General features: G+C 63.6%; 21 protein-coding genes and 1 tRNA gene. 16 read left to right on the top strand and 6 right to left on the bottom strand.

The window, feature by feature from the left end:
• Positions 1-267 precede the first annotated feature (267 nt).
• Positions 268-357 (bottom strand) — tRNA-Ser (locus E8Q40_RS21335).
• A 19-nt stretch (positions 358-376) separates the two neighbouring features.
• Between E8Q40_RS21335 and E8Q40_RS21340 the strand changes: the two genes are divergently transcribed.
• Together E8Q40_RS21340 and E8Q40_RS21345 are read left to right on the top strand one after the other, a co-directional pair.
• A complete protein-coding gene (locus E8Q40_RS21340; protein ID WP_137046421.1) occupies positions 377-2071 on the top strand; it encodes a DUF4118 domain-containing protein in 1695 nt (564 codons plus the stop codon).
• Positions 2064-2798, top strand: coding sequence for a response regulator (locus E8Q40_RS21345; RefSeq protein WP_137046422.1), 735 nt, complete (start codon positions 2064-2066; stop codon positions 2796-2798). The genes E8Q40_RS21340 and E8Q40_RS21345 overlap by 8 nt, the downstream gene beginning before the upstream one ends.
• Before the next feature lie 66 nt (positions 2799-2864).
• On the opposite strand, the gene E8Q40_RS21350 is transcribed toward E8Q40_RS21345, so the two are convergent.
• A complete protein-coding gene (locus E8Q40_RS21350) occupies positions 2865-3395 on the bottom strand; it encodes a GNAT family N-acetyltransferase (protein ID WP_137046423.1) in 531 nt (176 codons plus the stop codon).
• On the bottom strand, positions 3392-3694 hold the full coding sequence (locus tag E8Q40_RS21355) for a DUF1778 domain-containing protein (RefSeq protein ID WP_137046424.1): 303 nt from the start codon (positions 3692-3694) through the stop codon (positions 3392-3394). Before E8Q40_RS21355 ends, E8Q40_RS21350 begins: the two co-directional genes overlap by 4 nt.
• A 305-nt stretch (positions 3695-3999) precedes the next feature.
• On the opposite strand from E8Q40_RS21355, the gene rplU reads away from it, so the two are divergent.
• From rplU to E8Q40_RS21380, 5 genes are all read left to right on the top strand, one after another.
• Complete coding sequence (rplU, locus tag E8Q40_RS21360) at positions 4000-4452, top strand: 50S ribosomal protein L21 (RefSeq protein WP_137046425.1); 453 nt, start codon at positions 4000-4002, stop codon at positions 4450-4452.
• A 91-nt stretch (positions 4453-4543) separates the two neighbouring features.
• The gene (gene rpmA, locus E8Q40_RS21365) at positions 4544-4816 is read left to right on the top strand and encodes a 50S ribosomal protein L27 (RefSeq protein ID WP_056913254.1); all 273 of its coding nucleotides are present in this window, start codon (positions 4544-4546) and stop codon (positions 4814-4816) included.
• Positions 4817-4971: 155 nt separating this feature from the next.
• Entirely contained in the window at positions 4972-5562 is a 591-nt protein-coding gene (locus tag E8Q40_RS21370; RefSeq protein ID WP_168197971.1) for a GNAT family N-acetyltransferase, read from the top strand.
• An 18-nt stretch (positions 5563-5580) separates the two neighbouring features.
• Complete coding sequence (locus tag E8Q40_RS21375) at positions 5581-6222, top strand: FMN-binding negative transcriptional regulator (protein ID WP_137046427.1); 642 nt, start codon at positions 5581-5583, stop codon at positions 6220-6222.
• A 98-nt stretch (positions 6223-6320) separates the two neighbouring features.
• Entirely contained in the window at positions 6321-6716 is a 396-nt protein-coding gene (locus E8Q40_RS21380) for a RidA family protein (RefSeq protein ID WP_137046428.1), read from the top strand.
• Here the strand turns inward: E8Q40_RS21380 and E8Q40_RS21385 are convergent.
• Positions 6713-7651 carry a DMT family transporter gene (locus E8Q40_RS21385; RefSeq protein ID WP_246662951.1) on the bottom strand — a complete coding sequence of 313 codons (939 nt, stop codon included), beginning with the start codon at positions 7649-7651 and terminating at the stop codon, positions 6713-6715. The two genes, E8Q40_RS21380 and E8Q40_RS21385, sit on opposite strands and share 4 nt — an antisense overlap.
• Positions 7652-7778: 127 nt before the next feature.
• Here E8Q40_RS21385 and obgE point away from each other — a divergent pair, with 127 nt between their 5' ends.
• Positions 7779-8816: a GTPase ObgE gene (gene obgE / locus E8Q40_RS21390; RefSeq protein WP_137046872.1), complete on the top strand. Its 1038-nt coding sequence runs from the start codon at positions 7779-7781 to the stop codon at positions 8814-8816.
• A 9-nt stretch (positions 8817-8825) separates the two neighbouring features.
• The gene (locus E8Q40_RS21395) at positions 8826-9845 is read left to right on the top strand and encodes a DUF3313 domain-containing protein (RefSeq protein ID WP_246662952.1); all 1020 of its coding nucleotides are present in this window, start codon (positions 8826-8828) and stop codon (positions 9843-9845) included.
• A 77-nt stretch (positions 9846-9922) separates the two neighbouring features.
• Here E8Q40_RS21395 and E8Q40_RS21400 read toward each other — a convergent pair whose 3' ends face one another.
• The gene (locus tag E8Q40_RS21400; RefSeq protein ID WP_137046429.1) at positions 9923-10660 is read right to left on the bottom strand and encodes an SDR family oxidoreductase; all 738 of its coding nucleotides are present in this window, start codon (positions 10658-10660) and stop codon (positions 9923-9925) included.
• A 117-nt stretch (positions 10661-10777) separates the two neighbouring features.
• On the opposite strand from E8Q40_RS21400, the gene E8Q40_RS21405 reads away from it, so the two are divergent.
• The 4 genes from E8Q40_RS21405 (at position 10778) to E8Q40_RS21420 (ending at position 15409) form a co-directional block, all read left to right on the top strand.
• Positions 10778-11689, top strand: a complete 912-nt coding sequence (locus tag E8Q40_RS21405) for a LysR family transcriptional regulator (protein WP_137046430.1) — start codon at positions 10778-10780, stop codon at positions 11687-11689.
• A gap of 159 nt (positions 11690-11848) precedes the next feature.
• A complete protein-coding gene (locus E8Q40_RS21410; protein WP_137046431.1) occupies positions 11849-12961 on the top strand; it encodes an S-(hydroxymethyl)glutathione dehydrogenase/class III alcohol dehydrogenase in 1113 nt (370 codons plus the stop codon).
• Positions 12962-13224: 263 nt separating this feature from the next.
• On the top strand, positions 13225-14256 hold the full coding sequence (locus tag E8Q40_RS21415; RefSeq protein ID WP_137046432.1) for a lytic transglycosylase domain-containing protein: 1032 nt from the start codon (positions 13225-13227) through the stop codon (positions 14254-14256).
• A gap of 97 nt (positions 14257-14353) precedes the next feature.
• Positions 14354-15409 carry an alpha/beta fold hydrolase gene (locus E8Q40_RS21420; protein ID WP_370455271.1) on the top strand — a complete coding sequence of 352 codons (1056 nt, stop codon included), beginning with the start codon at positions 14354-14356 and terminating at the stop codon, positions 15407-15409.
• A gap of 15 nt (positions 15410-15424) precedes the next feature.
• On the opposite strand, the gene E8Q40_RS22140 is transcribed toward E8Q40_RS21420, so the two are convergent.
• The gene (locus tag E8Q40_RS22140) at positions 15425-16009 is read right to left on the bottom strand and encodes a BA14K family protein (protein ID WP_246662953.1); all 585 of its coding nucleotides are present in this window, start codon (positions 16007-16009) and stop codon (positions 15425-15427) included.
• 269 nt (positions 16010-16278) lie between these two features.
• Here E8Q40_RS22140 and E8Q40_RS21430 point away from each other — a divergent pair, with 269 nt between their 5' ends.
• From E8Q40_RS21430 to E8Q40_RS21440, 3 genes are read left to right on the top strand one after another with little or no spacing between them, the layout of a single operon-like run.
• Entirely contained in the window at positions 16279-17559 is a 1281-nt protein-coding gene (locus E8Q40_RS21430; protein ID WP_137046434.1) for an efflux RND transporter periplasmic adaptor subunit, read from the top strand.
• Positions 17560-17572: 13 nt separating this feature from the next.
• A complete protein-coding gene (locus E8Q40_RS21435) occupies positions 17573-18289 on the top strand; it encodes an ABC transporter ATP-binding protein (protein WP_304577523.1) in 717 nt (238 codons plus the stop codon).
• Entirely contained in the window at positions 18289-19494 is a 1206-nt protein-coding gene (locus E8Q40_RS21440) for an ABC transporter permease (protein WP_137046435.1), read from the top strand. Before E8Q40_RS21435 ends, E8Q40_RS21440 begins: the two co-directional genes overlap by 1 nt.
• Positions 19495-19693 lie beyond the last annotated feature (199 nt).

Genomic DNA, 19693 nt, shown 5'->3' on the forward strand with positions numbered 1-19693 from the left:
AGGTGCGGGGCAGTGAACTGAGCAGCAGTGAACTTAAGCTTAGCCTCGGCGATATCCTTGGTCTTAAGGCTGCCTTTTCGTCGGGCCCTGCCTGCTTTGTCTTCCGCGCCAACTTGCGTAGCCAAGAGACGTGAATCCCCTAGATGTTTCAAATGTGCACGTCGGCAAAGTCAGCAGAGTCCTAGGTCCCAACCCTGCGTAGAGCTCGGGCGGATGAATAATCCTTAGGCAAAATATCTATATAAAACAATGACTTAATGGTAAAATTGGCGGAGAGGGAGGGATTCGAACCCCCGATACGGTTGCCCGTATGCCGCATTTCGAGTGCGGTGCTTTCAACCGCTCAGCCACCTCTCCGGAACCCTGACCTTCGGTCATGAATCGGGCTGACGCCCTCGTCACGACGGCCCGGCCGGGCCGGGGCTATCTAGCCAACATGGCCGGGACAAACAAGGGGCGGCAGGGTATATGGGCAGGGGGGCTTAAGAGAACCGTCCGCGCAAGGGACATGCCGACTGCCATTTCGCTAACCAGCCTGCGCCGGGAATTGCGGAGCCTCCTGTTAACGCTGGGCCTCGTCGGCATCGCGACGGTGTTCGCCCTCGGCGTCATCTGGTACCTCGGGCTGACCCGCGTCTCCATTATCTACCTTGTTCCAGTCCTCATCGCGGCTCTTCGCTGGGGCCTGGTGGCGGCGCTGTTCGCGTCGGCCTGCGGCGTAGCCGCTAACGCCTTCCTTGTCCTTCCACCACTCTTTTCGTTCCGAATCGACAGTTCGCATGACCTCGTCAGCCTCCTGATTCAAGCTATCGTCGCCGTGACGGTGAGCCAGCTCGCGAGCCGCCTCAAACGGGAACTCGAGCATTCGCGCCAGCGCGAGATCGACCTGCGCGACCTTTACGACTTCTCGCGGCGCATCGCCGTCGCCTTCGACGTCGCCGAAATCCAGGCAGCAATCGAGGATCACCTCACCACGGTCATTCAGCGCGAGGTGCTCCTTTTCGCCAGCGCACGCGACGCGGCGATCGCCGCCGAAAAACGTGCCGGCGCAACCGTACCGCAACATGTCTATGCCCGGATCGCGGCCATCGACGCGTCGGATGCCGAAGGCAAAACGAATCCCGCCGCCGCCAGCGTCATGGCCGGCGATGAAGAAATTTGGCTGGTACGGGCGGTTTCGCCCAAGAGTCCCGAATTCGGCGTCGTCGCCGTCAATCTCGGGCATCCGTCTCAGGGCAATATTGATGACATGCGGGTCCGCGTCGACGCCGTGCTCGCCGATGCCACCGCCACGCTCGACCGCCTCGGCATCGCTCAGGCGATCAACGAAGCACGCATGCGCGCGGAAACCGACCAATTGCGCGATGCGCTGATCGGGTCGGTGAGCCACGAACTGCGCACACCGCTCGCCTCGATCCTGGGCGCCGCCACCGTTCTGAGCACCGCCCCGGCGCTGGCCGCCGAGCCGAAACTGCGGGCGTTGGCGCTGGACGTGCGCTCCGAGGCGGAACGGCTCAACAGCGAGATCCAGAATCTCATCGACGCCACGCGCATTTCCAGCGATACCGTCAAGCCGCGCATGGAATGGGCCGACCCCGCAGACATTCTCGACACCGCGCTGGAAAGTTGCCGGAAAAGGCTGGCCCAGCACAAACTCACGCTCAACCTGCCGCAGGATCTGCCCCTCATTCACGTCGACCCGGTGCTGGTGAAGCAAGCGCTCGTGCAAGTGTTCGACAATGCCGCGAAATATTCGCCGCCCGGTTCGACCATCACGGTGGCGGCGCGCGCCCGCGACGGCCGCATGATTCTCAATGTCAGCGACGAAGGCGCGGGTCTCACCGCGGCCGAGCTACCGCGCATCTGGGATCGCTTCGCGCGCGGCGGGCGGACAGCAACGGAGACCAGCGGTTCGGGGCTCGGCCTCTGGATCGCAAGATCCTTTATCGACGCCAATGGCGGTAAAATGAACGCTGTCAGCGACGGCCTTGGCCGAGGCACGACGATGGCGATCGAATTGCCGGTGGCTCAGGCCGCCGTCTATCCAACGGAAAGCGACCGCGATGAGTGAAGTTTCGCCTATCGTACTGATTGTCGACGACGAGGTTCAGATCCGCCGCTTCCTGCGCACCGGCTTTGAACTCAACGGCTTTGTCGTACACGAGTCCGGTACCGGCGCCGAGGCGATCCGCGCCGCGGCGATGCGGCCGATCGATATCGTGATCGTCGATCTTGGGCTCCCCGACATGGATGGCGCCGAGGTGGTCACACGCCTGCGTTCCTGGTCGACAGTGCCGATCATCGTGCTGTCGGTGCGCTCGGCCGAAACGCAGAAGGTGCAACTCCTCGAAATGGGCGCCGACGATTACGTGGTGAAGCCCTTCGGCATCGCCGAGTTGCTCGCCCGCGTGCGCGTTGCGCTGCGCCGGCAGTCACGCGCGGCGTCCGGCGAGCCGTCGGTGACAATTGGGCCACTGACCATCGATCTCGCTGCGCGCACCGTGACCCTCAACGGACAGCGCCTGACGCTGACGCCGAAGGAATATCGCTTGCTCCAGGTGCTGGCGCAGCATGCCGGTAACGTGGTTACCCATCAGCATCTGCTGAAGGAAGTGTGGGGCTCGGTCCATGTTCAGGACACACATTACCTGCGCATCTTCGTGCGCAAGCTGCGGCAGAAGATCGAGCCAACGCCGGATTCGCCGAAAATCCTGGTGACCGAGCTGGGCGTCGGCTACCGGCTGGCGCATGCCGCCGAGGCGGAGAACGGAGCGGCGGCCCCGGTGACGGCGGGGTGAGAGATAGCCGCACTCCCACCGTGCTATTTCAAGCGTCTAGGCGCCGGGGATTTGCGTTGCTGCGCTTCAGGTTTTGATCGCCCGCCGCACGACCTCCATCTTGATCAGCATGCGCGGCTCGTGACCCGGCAGGTCGACAAACCCAAGCTCCCGATACAGTTTGGCCGCGCGCTCGTTGAGCGCATCGAGCACAATGAAATGCGCGCCGATCTGATCGGCGACCACGACGCAGCGCTTGAAAGCATCCGCAAGCAACAGCTTTCCAAGCCCATTGCCCTGCTGGTCGCGAGCTACCGCTACAACTGACAAATAGATTGCCGGGATCGTCGGATAGGACGGCAGCTTCCTGCGCTGATCTGGCGGGAGAGTAGTGGCGTCGATCGCATGTGAGTTGAGAGCGTAAAAGCCGGCTATGCCGGGGCCCGCATCGAGGCAGGCGACATAGACCCGAGTGTGGTCATCGTCCTGTTGCCGCGCCGCCATGCTCTTGAGAAAATTATCGAGGCGCTCCTCGCCGCACGAAAAAGCCGCCCGATCGTGCTTCTTGCGATCGAGCGGCTCGATGCGGATGCGCGCGAGGAAAGCGCGATCGATCATTTCGGCTTCGCGACCTCGGCATGGAGCGTCATCAGGTCCGTCAGGCTCTCACTCGGCTCGGTTGCTTCCAGAGCTGCGACGAAAGCGGCGTGCGCCGACGGCTGCAGGGCCGTGACTTCGTAATCACGAAGCGTATCCCGCGCCGCCTTCGCTGCCGCTGCCACCGTGAACTCGGAGGCGTTCACACCAAGCAGGCTGGCCGCCTTCTCGATGAGGTCCTTGGCTTCCTGCGTGGTCCGCTGCTCCATCCGCGCGGACTTCAGGCCGCGGACGCTTTGATCTGCTCTGTACGGCAGCATGTGACTTCTCCTGCGTCAAATGTACGGCAATTTCCGTACATATCAAGCCGCGATGCCGGATTTTGACGATGCTCGACTGCTCAGGCCCGCCCCTGCCGACGTCGGCAACAAGCCCAAACCCGCCTGTTTCCTTGACATTTGCCGGCTTTCCCCGGCATAAAGCCGCCGGAATGCGAGCCTTTTAGGCTCGCACCTTTGTTCGAGGGCACAAGCCCTTGATTACAAACAACAAACCAGACTGACAAGAAGCCGGTCCGGGGCCGCTTGGCCTTGAGGCGCGGGTTTGAACACGAAGGAAAAAAACGATGTTCGCAGTCATCAAGGCCGGCGGTAAGCAGTACCGCGTTGTGGCTGAAGATGTGATCCGGATCGACCGCCAGGCGGGCGAACCGGGCGATGTGATTGAATTTGGCGAAGTTTTGCTGGTCGGCGGCGACAACCCGCAGGTCGGCGCGCCGACCGTGTCGGGCGCCACCGTGGCCGGCGTGGTACTGAGCCACGAGCGCGGCGACAAGGTCATCGCGTTCAAGAAGCGCCGCCGCAAGAATTCGCGCCGCAAGCGCGGCTTCCGTCACGAATTCTCGGTGATCCGCATCACCGAAATCCTGACCGACGGCAAGAAGCCGTCCAAGACGCCGCCGGAGCGCCCCAAGCGGGTCGCCAAGCCGAAGCCGGAAGCGGCCGAAGGCGCTGAAGGCGAAAAGAAAGCGGCGAAAAAGCCCGCCGCCCGCAAGAAGGCCGCCAAATCTGCCGCGTAAGCGGCAGGCTGATGCCTTAGGTAAGAAATAGTGACGTGATTCCGACAAGGAATCGGTGTAGCAAGTAACGGAATTCGAGAGAGCTTTAGTTATGGCGCACAAGAAAGCAGGCGGTTCATCCCGCAACGGTCGCGACTCTGACGGTCGCCGCCTTGGTCTGAAGAAGTCCGGTGGTCAGCTCGCGACCGCCGGCAACATCATTGCGCGTCAGCGCGGCACCGTGTGGCATCCCGGCCGTAATGTAGGCATGGGCAAGGATCACACGCTGTTCGCACTCGTCGATGGAAAAGTTCAGTTCGCTACCAAAGCCAAAGGCCGCACGTACATTTCGGTTGTCCCGACGATGGAAGCAGCGGCTGAATAAACGGTAGACCAAATATCGAGGTCTGCCGGTCACCAAGTCAAACCGGCAGGGCTCATAGGGCTCTGAGAGGGGGAGACGGGTGAACCGGCTCCCCCTCTTCGCATTTCAGAGCCCGGGGCTGGCCTGGGTTCGAAACTGGAGCCTGAGCCATGACCCTGCTGGAAGAAATACCAAGCGAGAGCTTTCGCGAAGCGAGTATCCCCGTCCTCGAGACCGAGCGGCTGACTATGCGCGCGCCGCGTCTCGCGGACGCTAAAGCAGTATCGATGCTCGCAGCCGACCGTCGTATTGCCGAAAATACCGCGCGTATTCCGCATCCGTACCGTCTGGCGGATGCCGAGAATTTCATTACCGGTGCCAACAAGCCCGGCGGCGAATGCGTCTATCTCATTACCCGCGCCAAGACGGTGATCGGCGCCTGCGGGATCGCGCAGCAGGATGGCGCGATTGAGATCGGTTACTGGCTTGGCGTCGAGCACTGGGGCAAGGGCTACGCCACCGAGGCGGTGCACGCGCTCGTCGATTACGCATTCACCGATCTAGGGCACACGGCGCTGCATGCCGGCGCACGCGTGACCAATCCGGCCTCGCGCCGGGTGCTGGAAAAGTGCGGCTTTCAGTGGACCGGCGTCGGGCTCTACCGGATCCATTCGATCAAGTCGTCGGCGCCGATCGACCGCTTCCGGCTCGATCACGGCATCTGGTCCGCGCTCAAGGGCTGGGCGCCGATGAAGCGCGTCTCGTGAGGGTGGGAAGGTGATGTCATGTATCAGCCTCCCCACTTTCGCGAGGATCGGCTCGACGTTCAGCACGCGCTGATCGCGGCGCACCCGCTCGGCCTCCTGATCACGTCAGGACCGGGCGGACTGCAAGCCAATCCGATCCCCTTCCTGATCGATGCCGCGGCGTCGGAGCGCGGCACATTACGTGCGCACTTAGCGCGCGCGAACCCGCAGCTTGGCGAGCTCGCCGCGGCTTCCGAATGTCTGGCCGTGTTCCAGGGCCCGCAGCATTACATCAGCCCGTCGCTCTATCCGACCAAACGCGAGACGGGCAAAGTCGTGCCGACCTGGAACTACATCACGGTGCATGCCTGGGGTGCGCCGCGCGTGATCGATGATGCCGACTGGCTCCGTCGGCAGATCGACGCGCTGACGCGGCATAATGAACGGCCGCAGGCGGCGCCGTGGAACGTTTCCGACGCGCCGGATGCTTTCATCGCAGCGCAGATCAAAGGCATTGTCGGGGTCGAAATCCCGATCACGCGCCTCGAAGGCAAATGGAAGGTCAGCCAGAACCGGCCGGCCGTGGATCAAAGCGGCGTTATCAATGGGCTTCGTGGCCTTGGCGACGATGCCGACCTGATGGCCCGCGAAGTAGCCGCGCGGGGCAAGGCCGCGATCTAAAAATTCCTGTAGCCCGGGTGAAGCGCAGCGGAACCCGGGACAGACCACCCGGATTTCGCTGCGCTCATCCGGGCTACGAACAACAACGAAGGCATTCCATGCAACGCACACTCGTCTCGTCCGGCGCCATTTTTGAAACGCAGATCGGCTTCTCGCGCGCGGTGCGCGTCGGGCAGCACATCGCGGTGTCCGGCACCGCGCCGATCGCGCCCGGCGGCGGCGTTGCCTGCCCCGGCGATCTTTACGGCCAGACCTTGCGTTGTCTCGCGATTATCGAGAAAGCCATCAACGACGCCGGCGGCAAGCGCGAGCACGTCATCCGCACGCGCATCTTTCTCAAGGAGATGTCGAACTGGCAGGAGGCCGGCCGCGCCCACGGCGAATTCTTCCGCGATATCCGCCCGGCCTCGACCATGATCCAGATCGTGCAGGCTATCGATCCCGGCTGGCTGGTCGAGATCGAGGCGGACGCCATCGTGCCTGACGAAAGCTAAGCCGGCGGCGGTTCGGTGAAGGCCGGCGGCTTCGCGAGTTGCTGCTCGCGAATGAAGATGTAGATGCCGGCGGCGATGATGATGCCGGCGCCGATCAGCATCTGCGTCGAGGGAATATCGCCGAAGAAGATGAAGCCGAGCAGCACCGCCCAGACGATGGCGGTGTACTGATAGGGCACGACCACCGAGGCCGGCGCGACGCTGAGCGAACGGTTGATGCAGAGAAACGCGATCATCGCCACGACGCCGAGCAGCGCCAGCAGCGCGCCATCGAACAGGCCGACCGCGACCCAGGTGAATGGCGCCGTGACCGCGCCGAAGATGAGCGCCGCCACCACCTGCGTCGATACCAGCACCACGTCGGAGGTGCCGCGCACCAGCCGCGTGCATACCATGAAGACCGAGAACATCAGGCTGCCGGCGATCGCCACCAGCGCATGCGGCGAAAACGCGCCGCCGCTCGGGCTGAGCGCGACCATGACGCCGACGAAGCCGGCCAGCACCGCCAGCCAGCGCCGCCAGCCGACATGCTCGCCGAGCAGGAACGGCGACATCGCCGTCACGTAGATCGGGCCGGCGAGATAGAACGTCATGGTGTCGGCGAGCGACATGCCGGTGAGCGCCCAGTAGAAGCAGAATACCTCGAGCGTCGCGAAGACGGCGCGCAGGATCTGCAGCCCCGGCCGCGGGGCGTAGCGGAATGCGGAGAGGCCTTCGCGCCTGATGAACGGCGCGAGGAAGACGAGGGCCGCGGCGCTGCGCATCAGCAGGATCTGGCCGACGGCATAGGTGCCGACCAGATATTTGCCCATCGTGTCGTTGACCGAGAAGAAGAAGATGCCGACCAGCATCAAGGCGATGCCGGCGAGGGTGTGATCTTTGGCGGGCTGTGTCGTGGCGGGACGCGCGGGCGCGTCCGTCGTCGGGGCGGTCATTTCCAATGGGTCTCCGGCAGCCCCGGTATATACGGGCGCAAGCCGCTTTGCGAAGCCCTCGGGCCAAATTCGGCGATTTCGCCCAGGAACAGGTGCTTTCGGCCCCGCCATGACCTATATCGGGGGCATGAAATTCCTCGACGAAGCCAAGGTCTATATCGCGTCCGGCGCCGGCGGCAACGGCTGCATCTCGTTCCGGCGCGAGAAGTTCATCGAGTTCGGCGGCCCCAATGGCGGCGACGGCGGCCGGGGCGGCGACGTCATTGTCGAAGCCGTCGATGGCCTGAACACGCTCATCGACTACCGCTATCAGCAGCACTTCAAGGCCGGGCGCGGCGAGAACGGCATGGGCAAGGACCGCCACGGCGCCGGCGGCAAGGACATCGTGCTCAAGGTGCCGGCCGGCACCCAGATCTACGACGAGGACGGCGAGACTTTGATCGCAGACCTGGTCGCGGTCGGCGATCGCGTCACCATCGCCAAGGGCGGCAATGGCGGCTTCGGCAACGCCTATTTCAAATCCTCGACCAATCAGGCGCCGCGCCATGCCAATCCCGGCCAGCCCGGCGAAGAGCTCACTATCCGCCTGCGGCTGAAACTGATCGCCGACGCCGGTCTCGTCGGTCTGCCCAATGCCGGCAAGTCGACGTTCCTCGCCCGCGTCACCGCGGCGAAACCGAAGATCGCCGATTATCCGTTCACCACGCTGCATCCGCAGCTCGGCGTCGTGCGCGTCGACGATCGCGAATTCGTACTCGCCGACCTGCCCGGCCTCATCGAAGGCGCGCATGAGGGCGTCGGGCTCGGCGACCGCTTTCTCGGCCATACCGAACGCTGCCGCGTACTCTTGCATCTGGTCGACGGCAATTCCGACGATGCCGGCCGCGACTACAAGACCGTGCGCGACGAACTGGAAGCCTATGGCAACGGCCTCGAGGACAAGCCGGAAATCGTCGCGCTGTCGAAAACCGATTCGATGACGCCGGACCAGATCAAGAAGCAGTCGGCGAAACTGAAAAAGGCCTGCGGCAAGACGCCGTTCGTCCTGTCCTCGGCGACCGGCGCCGGTGTCACCGAAGTCCTGCGCGAACTGTTCAAGATCGTTGGCAAAGCGAGCAAGGCGGAAACCGCAAAGGCAAAGCACGCCGCGACCTGGCAGCCTTGACCGTCCTTGATGGCTGCACGCCTCACGCCGCAATCGTGGCGGCAAGGTGATTCAGAAACACCCGGAAAAGAAATTCCGGTACTAATCTTCCGGCAACTGGACTACTCAGTCTTCGGTTCCCGGCGCAGCGTCCGCGCGTTCAAAGTAAAAGTACATCCGTTGAAATTCACAGCCGTCCAACCGGGAACACTGCGACGGCGTCCAATCGCCGTTCTGCTGCGCCCTGCGGTCTTGAGCCTGCTGATGGCCGGCTGCGCGGCGGCGCCGCTGACGGAGGGCGGCTCGCTCAGCTCCTACGCTGATCTGAAACCCGCGAATGGCCAGATCACCAAGTCGATGCTGCGTGTCGAGCGAGACGACGTGCTGGCTGCAAAAACGGCGAAGATCGTGCCAACGCGATTTTCGGAATCTGCGGCGCAGGTGAAATTCACCGACCAACAGCGCAAATTGATCGGCAATGCGATCGACCGCTCGCTCTGTCTCGGACTCAGCGAACGCTACAGCATCGTGCCGCCATGGGCGCCTGCCGATCTAACGGTGCATGCCGTCGTCACCGACGCAAAAGTAACCGACAAAGTCGCCGCCGGCGCGTCCAAGGTGGTCGGTTTCATCCCCGCAGCCTTGAGCGTCGGCGTGCCGGTGCCGGTGCCGCGCATTCCCATCGGCCTCGGCAGCCTGTCGGTGGAAGCGGAGGCGCAAGGCCCGACCGGCGAGCAGAAGGCGGCCATGATCTGGGCGCGCGGCGCCAATTCGGTCACCGATAGGGCGCAAATATCGACCGCCGCGGACGCCTACAATCTGGCGTCGTCGTTCGGCAGCGATTTCAGCCAGCTTCTCGTCACCGGCAAAAGTCCGTTCGATGAGGTGTCGCTGCCCTCCATGCAGAAAATAGGCGCGGCGTTAGGCACGAAACCAAAGAATTCCGTCTGTGAAATGTTCGGCAGAAGCCCCGGCATCAAGGGCATGGCTGGCAACGCTCTCGGCATGCCGCCGGAGTGGACCGACGACGGCGCGGCGGAAACCAAATAAGTAAATTGGCGATCTGCGACCCGGATCGACGCCCGGCACAAGACCGGGCGTCGCAGTGTCCATCTTGATGCCGGGCCTTACGCCAGTCCGCCATTGGCGCGGATCGTCTGGCCGTTGACCCAGCCGCCATCCGGCCCAGCGAGGAACGACACCAGCCCCGCGATGTCGTCCGGCGTGCCGAGCCGTTCCATCGGCGCCGCTTTCGCGAACATGGCGAGCACCTCCGGCGAGCGACCCGCGAGCAGGTCGGTGCCCACCGGCCCTGGCGCGACAGAGTTCACCGCGATGTTCCGGCCGCGCATTTCCTTGGCGAGAATACCGGTCAGTGCTTCGACCGCCGCCTTGGTCGCGGTGTAGAGCCCGTAGGTCTCCAGCTTGGTCGCAACGACCGTGGTCGAGAAGGTGATCATGCGGCCGCCGTCGCGCATGTGCTTGGTCGCTTCGCGCAGAGCATTGAAGGTGCCCTTGAGATTGACGGCGACGATGCGGTCGAAGTCCGCGTCCGTCGCCTCGCCGATCGGCGCTGTCGGCAGGATGCCGGCACTCGTGACGAGGACATCGACCCCGCCGAAAGTGTGCTCCGCCGTATCGAACAGCGCGCGCATCGCGGCGGGGTCGCTGACATCGCCCTGCACCGCGACCGCACGGCCGCCGGCCTTTTCGATCGCCTTGACGACGTCGTCGGCCGCTTTCGCGTTGCCGACATAGTTGATGACGACGGCACAGCCGTCCGCGGCCAGCCGCCGGGAAATTGCCGCGCCGATGCCGCGCGAGCCACCGGTGACGATGGCGGTCTTAATCGTTGTCTGTGTCATGGGCCGTTCTCCTTGTGCGAAGGGGCGCACCGCCCCGATGCCGTCGGAGATAGGCCATCGGATTGTTCGTATAATCTGCCTTGTTTCGGCATGACTATCCGGTTTATACGAACAGTTATGGACCGGCTGGACGCCATGCGGCTCTACACGCGCGTCGTCGAACGGCGCAGTTTTACAGGCGCCGCGCAGGATGTCGGCGTGCCGCGCTCCACCGTCACCGATGCGATCAAGGAGATCGAGGCCCGGCTCGGTGTACGGTTGCTGACCCGCACCACGCGCCATGTCAGCCCGACGCTCGAAGGCGAGGCCTATTATCGCCGCTGCCTCGCCATTCTCGCCGATGTCGAGAACGCCGAGAGCTCCTTTGGCGGCGTGAAGCCGCGCGGCGAACTGCGCATCGACGTGCACGGCTCGATGCTGCGCCGCGTATTGGTGCCGGAGCTGCCGCGCTTTCTGAAAACCTATCCCGATCTGCGCCTGCATATCGGCGAAGGCGACCGGCTGGTCGATCTCGTCCGCGAAGGCATCGATTGCGTGATCCGCGCCGGAACCTTGCGCGACTCGGCCATGGTCGCACGGCAGATCGCGCTGATGGAGGAAGTGACCGTCGCCAGCCCCGCCTATCTTCGCGCGCACGGTACGCCGCGGAACCTTAGCGATCTCGACGGCCACCGCATGATCGGTTTCGTCTCGTCAGCCGCCGGGCACGTTCTGCCGCTCGAATTCATGGTCAAGGGCAAGCCCGAGACGGTGACGCTGCCGTCGACGATCGATGTCACCGGCGGCGAAACCGCCATGGCTTTGGCACGCCTTGGATTGGGTCTGGTGCAGACACCGCGCTACCACGTCACCCAAGATCTGAAGGCCGGCCGGCTGGTCGAAGTGCTGCCGAAAACTCCGCCGTCGCCGACTCCGCTGTCGGTGCTCTACCCGCAGTCGCGCGGCCTATCGCCGCGCGTGCGCGTTTTCATCGACTGGGTGGTGAGCCTGTTTCCGCAGGGCAAGGTGCGCTCGCGCGTCGATAATTAACGACGGGCTGGCGGCCGTCAGTCATGGCCGGGCATAGCCGTTCGAAGAACGGCGTTCTTTCAGAACACCTATTGTCCCGGCCATACACGTCTTGATACATGGCAATGAAGACGTGGATGCCCGGCACAAGGTCGGGCATGACGAGTAAATGGAGCCCCCATGAAAACCCGCGCTGCCGTGGCCTGGAAAGCAGGCGCCCCACTCACCATCGAGACCATCGACATCGACGGGCCGAAGGCCGGCGAGGTGCTGGTCGAGGTGAAGGCAACGGGAGTCTGCCATACCGACTATTACACGCTGTCGGGCGCGGACCCGGAAGGCATCTTCCCTGCCATTCTTGGCCATGAAGGCGCGGGCATCGTGCGCGAGGTCGGCGCCGGCGTGACGTCGCTCAAGCCGGGCGATCACGTCATCCCGCTCTACACGCCGGAATGCCGACAATGCAAAACCTGCCTGTCGCAGCGCTCGAACCTCTGCACCGCGATCCGCGCCACGCAGGGCAAGGGCCTGATGCCGGACGGCACCTCGCGCTTCCACTGCGACGCCGATCCGGTGTTCCACTACATGGGCTGCTCGACTTTCGCCAACTTCACCGTTCTGCCGGAGATCGCGCTGGCAAAAGTTCGTGAAGACGCGCCGTTCGACAAGATCTGCTACATCGGCTGCGGCGTCACGACCGGCATCGGCGCCGTCATCAACACCGCGAAGGTGTGGCCCGGCGCCAATGTCGCGGTGTTCGGCCTCGGCGGCATCGGGCTGAATGTCGTGCAGGGCGCGCGCATGGTCGGCGCCGACAAGATCATCGGCATCGATCTCAATCCCGAGCGCGTCGCCATGGCCAAGAAATTCGGCATGACGCATTTCATCAATCCCGACGAAGTCGGCCGCGACAAGGTGGTGCAGGCGATCGTCGATCTGACCGGCGGCGGCGCCGACTTCTCGTTCGAATGCATCGGCAATACTCAAGTGATGCGTCAGGCGCTCGAGTGCTGCCACCGCGGCTGGGGCGAATCGATCATCATCGGCGTCGCCGGCGCGGGGCAGGAAATTGCGACACGGCCATTCCAGCTCGTCACCGGCCGGGTCTGGAAAGGCACCGCCTTCGGCGGCGCGCGCGGCCGCACCGATGTGCCCAAGATCGTCGATTGGTACATGGAAGGTAAAATCAATATCGACGATTTGATCACCCACACCATGCCGCTCGACAAGATCAATGACGCCTTCGACCTGATGCACGAGGGCAAGTCGATCAGAAGCGTCGTTGTTTACTGAGCTTTTGAAGCACGACAGAACGCGCGGCCTCACCCATGGCCGCGCCTTAAATAATATTCGTTTATACCGATAAACGCTTTCGATGGAACTGCGGCAAAGCCGCGGCAGACATCGCCTTATTTCAAACCCGCGCGCATCCCAATATCGTCGCGATCGCATCGCATGAAGCGTTGCATCGGTGGGTAATTCTCGTTCTTTCAGAAAGAAAGCGCGCACTGCGCCTCCAGAAAGAGTCGCGGTGAGACGATTGGAGAAGAGCCGACATGCGGCAGCTATTTCTGCCAGCGTGCATCTGTCTGGTAACTTGGTCGGGCGCGACCAGTTCCGACGCCGGCCTGACGCTCGAAGAATTCACCAGCAAGCGTCAGGTGTCCGGAAACATCGCGATCCCACCGGAAGAAACCGCGAGCGCAGTCGTTGCGATTCCGCGCGAGGAGACGCAGCCGCCCGCGGCGGAGACTTCTGTGCCGGATCTCACCGAGCTTACCGCGCTCGCTCCCGATCTTGCCGCCGAATATCCGGTGCCGTCGGGTGTCGTGATCAATAATGGCATTCCCATCGGCATTCCGCTGCCGCCACGGCCGAAGCCAGTCGTCGACCGCAGCGAGGAAGAAGTCTGTCATGCGCTGACCACGGCGGCGCAGCAGAACGATGTGCCAGCGCCATTCTTCATCCGCCTGCTGTTTCAGGAAAGCCGCTTCCGGCCCGAAGTCGTCAGCCATGCCGGTGCTCAGGGCATCGCGCAGTTCATGCCGGAAACGGCCGATCAAATGGGTCTCGATAATCCGTACGATCCGGTTCAGGCCATTGCCGCTTCGGCGCGCCTGCTGCGCGATCTCGTCAAGCAGTTCGGCAATCTCGGTCTCGCCGCAGCGGCCTACAATGCCGGGCCGAAACGCGTCGCCGACTGGCTGGCCGCCAAGGGCAAATCGAAGCTGCCGGAAGAAACGCAAGGCTACGTCAAGACGATCACCGGCAAGCCGGTCGAGCATTGGAGCACGGCCGGCGCGCGTCATCCGGCGCAGAAGCTGCCGGAAGAAGCGCCATGCCAGAACGTCGCCGGCCTGCTGGCCGCGGCCGGCCCAGATGAATTGCCGCTGCCGGTGGCGTCCCCGCTGCGCGCGAACACCCGGGTTGCCGACGATAAACCCGCCGACAAGAAGCCGAAGCCAGCAAAGACCGCAAAGGCCGAGGACACGACAAGTCGTGGGCAGCCCAAGAAGGACCACGCTACGCCGACCGCAGCCACGGCCAAGCCAACCACGACGAAACGCGAGCGCATCGCACAACGTTGAAGACCTTCCGGCCGGGACCCGCATTGCGCTAGGCTTCGTACTCAGCGCCGTCAGAGCGCGACGAACGAAGCCGTCTGGGAGGACACCCATGAAGCTCATGAAAGCCATGGCCGCGCTCGCTTTTGCGGCCGCCATCACGCCTGCGTTTGCCGCCGACTATCCCGCCCCGAAACAAGGCGAATGGATCGCCAAGGACTTCAAGTTTCACACCGGCGAGGTGATGAAGGAACTGAAGCTCGCTTACACCACCATCGGCGATCCGAAAGGCCAGCCGGTCCTGGTGCTGCATGGCACCGGCGGCTCGGCGCAAAGCATGCTCGGCGCCGGATTTGCCGGCGAGCTGTTCGGCCCCGGCCAGGCACTCGACGCCAGCAAATATTACATCATCATTCCCGACGCGCTCGGCGCCGGCAAATCGGCAAAGCCTTCGGACGGACTACGCGCCAAATTCCCGCGTTACAATTACGACGACATGGTCACGGCGCAGTATCTGTTGTTGAAAGAAGGCCTCGGCATCAAGCATCTGCGCCTCGTCATCGGCAATTCGATGGGCGGCATGCACACCTGGATATGGACGACCAAATATCCGGGCTACATGGATGCGGCAGTGCCGATGGCCTCGCAACCGACACCGATGGCGTCGCGCAACTGGATGATGCGGCGCATGCTGATCGAAACCATCAAGGCTGACCCGACCTACAAGAATGGCGACTACACCGAGCAGCCGCCGATGCTCAAGATCGCCAATGTGTTCTTCGGCATCGGCACCAATGGCGGCACTTTGCGCTATCAGGCACTGGCGCCGACCAACGCCAAGGCCGAGGAGTTCGTTAACAAGGCGCTGGCCGCGCCGATGAAGGCCGATGCCAACGACTTCCTCTACCAATGGGGCTCATCACAGGACTTCGACGTGTCAAAGGACCTCGACAAGATCGAAGCGCAGGTGCTGGTCATCAACTCGGCCGATGACGAACGCAACCCGGCCGAGACCGGCATCCTCGATCAGGCCATGAAGCGCGTGAAGAACGGCAAGGTCTATCTGATTCCGGCCAGCACCGAGACGCGCGGCCACGGCACCACCGGCAGCATGGCCAAGCTCTACAAGGATGCGGTGGCGGACCTGCTCAAGACCGCGCCCCAGCGCGGCATGTAAGAACGACGGCGCCGCTTACTTCTCGCACAAGCGGCGCGGGCCTTCACTCGGCTGGTAGGTGCAATCGGACGCGGTGAAGGAGATGTAAGCGCTGGTGCAGGCGGCGATATTGCAGGTCGCCTGCGCGCGGATATCCGATCGCGGCGCGCTGGCCGCGGCCGGCGGCGTACCGCGCGTGCAGAGCCGGCGCGGCCCGTCACTCGGTTGATAGGTGCAATCGGACGCGGTGAACGAACGATAGGCGCGCTCGCACGCCTGGATATCGCACAGCGGCGCGGCCGCCGTGGCCGGCGCGACGGGCTCCGGCACGACAAGCGGCGTAGGTTCTGGCGCGACGGCGGCAACAACCGGAGTCGGCTGAACAGGTGGCGTCGGCGCGGCGGCGACCGGTGCAGACGACACAGCCTTGCCCGCTGTCTCGGCCGGCGGGCTCGCCGGTGTGACGACGTCCACCGGTTTAGTCACGGCCTGCTGCACGGCCGGCGGGGCGGCCGCGCGCAACTGGTATGGACTCGCCGGCATCGGCGTCATCGGCGCCGACATCCACTCGACGCCGAACACGACGCTGCCCGCCGAGATCGCGAGAACGATGAATGCCACGAGATACTTCATAGAGCCGCCGCGCCCAACCGGGCCAGGATGGAATTGTTTCTGAAATATAGTGAGACCGGGGCCTGGTTGAAAGAGGTGATTTCCTAAGAAAATCAGTGGCTTTTGCGGGAACTTGGGCGCCTGGCGCGGAACGGCGAGCCGTATAAACCAGGATACAGACTGTTACGCAGTCGCCATGCCGTTGACCAATATCAACACACTCCAACCGCGATCGAACACAATAAACAATGGCATTGGCCCGAACGACAAACACCCCGATGACCAAGCCCCTCGATCCCAAGGAACACCTCGATATCCAGGCCGTGCTCGGCCTCGATTCCGCGCCCGCGTCACGCTGGGCGAAGTATCGCAAGCCGCTGCTGACAGCGGCCGGCCTCGCCGCGCTCGCGCTTCTGGGGGCGTATTGGATGTTCGGCGGAAACGACAGCGGTGTGACTTACGTCACCGAACCGGTCACGCGCGGCAACCTGACGGTCATCGTCACCGCCACCGGATCGGTGCAGCCGACCAAGAAGGTCGACGTTTCAAGCGAACTGTCCGGCACAATCCGCAACGTCTTGGTCGACTACAATTCGCCGGTGAAGGCCGGCCAGCTGCTGGCCGAACTCGACACCACCAAGCTTTCGGCAACGCTCAACAGCTCGCGCGCCAAACTCGCTGCCGCCAAGGCGAAAGTTGCCGAGGCGGAAGTGACCGTCCAAGAGAAAGAGCGCAACTATGCCCGCAACAAGGCGCTGATGCCTGACCGGGCAATCTCGCAGAAGGACCACGATCAGGCCGTCGCCGAGCGCGACCGCGCCATCACCTCGCTGGAAAGCGCGCGCGCCGACGTCACCGTCGCGGAAGCGGACGTCCAGGTCGACGAAACGAACCTGAGGAAGGCCTCGATCATTTCACCGACCAACGGCGTGGTGCTGACGCGCAGCATCGATCCGGGTTCGACCGTTGCCGCCTCGCTGTCCGCGCCGACCTTGTTCACCATTGCCGAAGACCTGCGGAAGATGGAGGTCCGCGTCGATGTCGACGAAGCCGACGTGGGCCAGGTGCAGGACGGCCAGATGGCCACCTTCAGCGTCGATGCTTTTCCCAATCGCAAGTTTCCCGCCCGCATCCGCTACACGCGCTACTCGTCCGAAACGACAAACAATGTCGTCACCTACAAGGCCATCCTCGACGTCGACAATTCCGAGTTGCTGCTGCGGCCCGGCATGACGGCGACGGCCGAAATCAAGGTGAAGGAGGTTCAGGACGCACTGCTCATCCCCAATGCGGCGCTGCGCTATTCGCCGCCGGCAACGACGGCGGCAACGGACAACCGCAGCCTGCTCAGCCGCATTCTGCCCGGACCGCCGCGCCTGCGCACCGCGACGCCGCGCGAGGAAGCCGGCCAGAACCGCACCGTCTGGGTGCTGCGCGATGGCACGGCGGTCGCACAACGCATCGCCATCGGCGCGAGCGACGGCAAACGCACCGAAGTGCTGAGCGGCGACCTGCAGGCGGGAGCGGCCATCATCCTCGACCAGTCGACGCGCAAGTGACGGGAGCGAGGCCGTGACCGACGCCGCGCCCTTGCCGCTCATCCGGTTTCGCTCGGTCAGCAAGATCTACGGCACCGGTACCGCGGCCGTGCACGCCCTCGATAATGTCGACTTCACCATCGAGACCGGCGAGTTCGTTGCCATCATGGGCCCGTCCGGCTCGGGCAAGTCGACGGCCATGAACATTATCGGCTGCCTCGATACACCGACCTCGGGCGATTACCTGCTCAAGGGTGTCGAGGTCGGACGGCTGGCGCACGATCAACGGGCTCTGATCCGCCGTCATTTGCTCGGCTTCGTGTTTCAGGGCTTCAATCTGCTCGCACGCACCACGGCGCTCGAGAACGTCGAACTGCCTCTGATCTATCGCGGTATGCCGTCGACCGAACGGCAGAAATTCGCGGCGCGCGCGCTCGAGCGCGTCGGCCTGTCCGGGCGCGGGCACCATACGTCCAACGAACTGTCCGGCGGCCAGCAGCAGCGCGTCGCCATCGCGCGCGCGATCGTCACCGATCCGGCGGTGCTTCTCGCCGACGAGCCGACGGGCAACCTCGACACCAAGACCAGCCACGAGATCATGCGGCTCATCACCAGCCTCAACCGCGATCAGGGCATGACCGTGGTGATGGTGACGCACGAGACCGACATCGCCGCCTATGCGAGTCGCCTCCTGCGTTTCGTCGACGGCAAACTGGAGAGCGATACCGTCAACAAGGATCGGGCCGCCTGATGCTTGTCGAAGTCATCAGATTGGCGTTCCAGGCGATCAGCCGCAACCCGTTGCGGTCGTTCCTGACCGTGCTCGGCATTGTCATCGGCGTCGGAGCGGTGATCGCCATGGTGACTGTCGGCAACGGCACCACCGCCAAGGTCACCGCCGATCTCGCCAAGCTCGGCTCCAACCTCTTGTCGGTCAGCCCGGGGCAGCTGGGGCCGGGCCGCGCCAGTTCCGACGCCAAGGCCTTCAACTCACGCGACGTCGAGGTGATGAAGACTCAGCTCACCGGCATCAAGGCCGTCGCGCCGGTCTCGCAGAAGTCCGTCACACTGGTTTACGGTTCCGAAAGCCGCACAACGCCGGTCACCGGAACCGACAACGATTATTTCATCACCCAGGACTGGCAAATGATCTCTGGGCGCCAGTTCTTCGACACCGAGATTCGCGGCGGCCGTACCGCCTGCATCATCGGCACGACCGTTCGCGACAAGCTGTTCGGCCCGGTCGATCCGCTGAGCCGCAGCATCCGCGTCGGCAATGTGTCCTGCGAAATCATCGGACTGCTCGAGACCAAGGGCCAGTCGAGCTTCGGCACCGATCAAGACGATATCGTGTTGATGCCGCTCCGCACGTTCCAACGGCGCCTGGCCGGCAACACGGACATCAATCGCGTCATGGTATCGGCCAAGGACGGCGTCGAGACCGCCAAGGTACAAGGAGACATCGCGCGCATCCTGCGCGAGCGGCGCAATATCGGCCCCGGCAAGGACGACGATTTCACAGTTCTCGACATGAAGCAGATCGCTCAGACGACCGCGGGCACGACAGCCATGCTGACCGCGCTGCTTGGTGCGGTGGCGGCGGTGAGCCTTCTGGTCGGCGGCATCGGGATCATGAACATCATGTTGGTGTCGGTGACCGAGCGCACCCGCGAGATCGGCATCCGGCTCGCCATCGGCGCGCTGGAACGGCAAGTGCTGTCGCAGTTCCTGGTCGAAGCGGTGGTGCTGTCCCTGTTCGGCGGCCTGATTGGCATCTTGCTCGGTCTGGGTCTGGCCTTTGCCGCCACGCGCGGCCTGCAGGTGCCGTTCACCATCGACGGGCGCATCATCGTCGTCGCCTTCGCCTTTTCCGCGCTGGTGGGCATCGTCTTCGGCTACTTCCCGGCCCGCCGCGCGGCCCGGCTCGATCCGATCGAAGCGCTGCGGCACGAATAGGCCGGAGGCTCGCATTACTGCTGGAGCTTCGAATGTGGCAATACAGAGCCTTGACGACAGCTCCGGCGAATCTGCGTATTACCTTGTAGGTTCTGATGCCAACCAAATGTAAATTCTTGGCACAACTGACATGCGCTTCTTGCCTGACGGCCCTGACGTCCCGCCTGATCTGGTCTCTGCTCAGGAGAAAGGACAGACA

The organism is Pseudolabrys sp. FHR47 (assembly GCF_005153485.1).
Lineage (GTDB): Bacteria > Pseudomonadota > Alphaproteobacteria > Rhizobiales > Xanthobacteraceae > Pseudolabrys.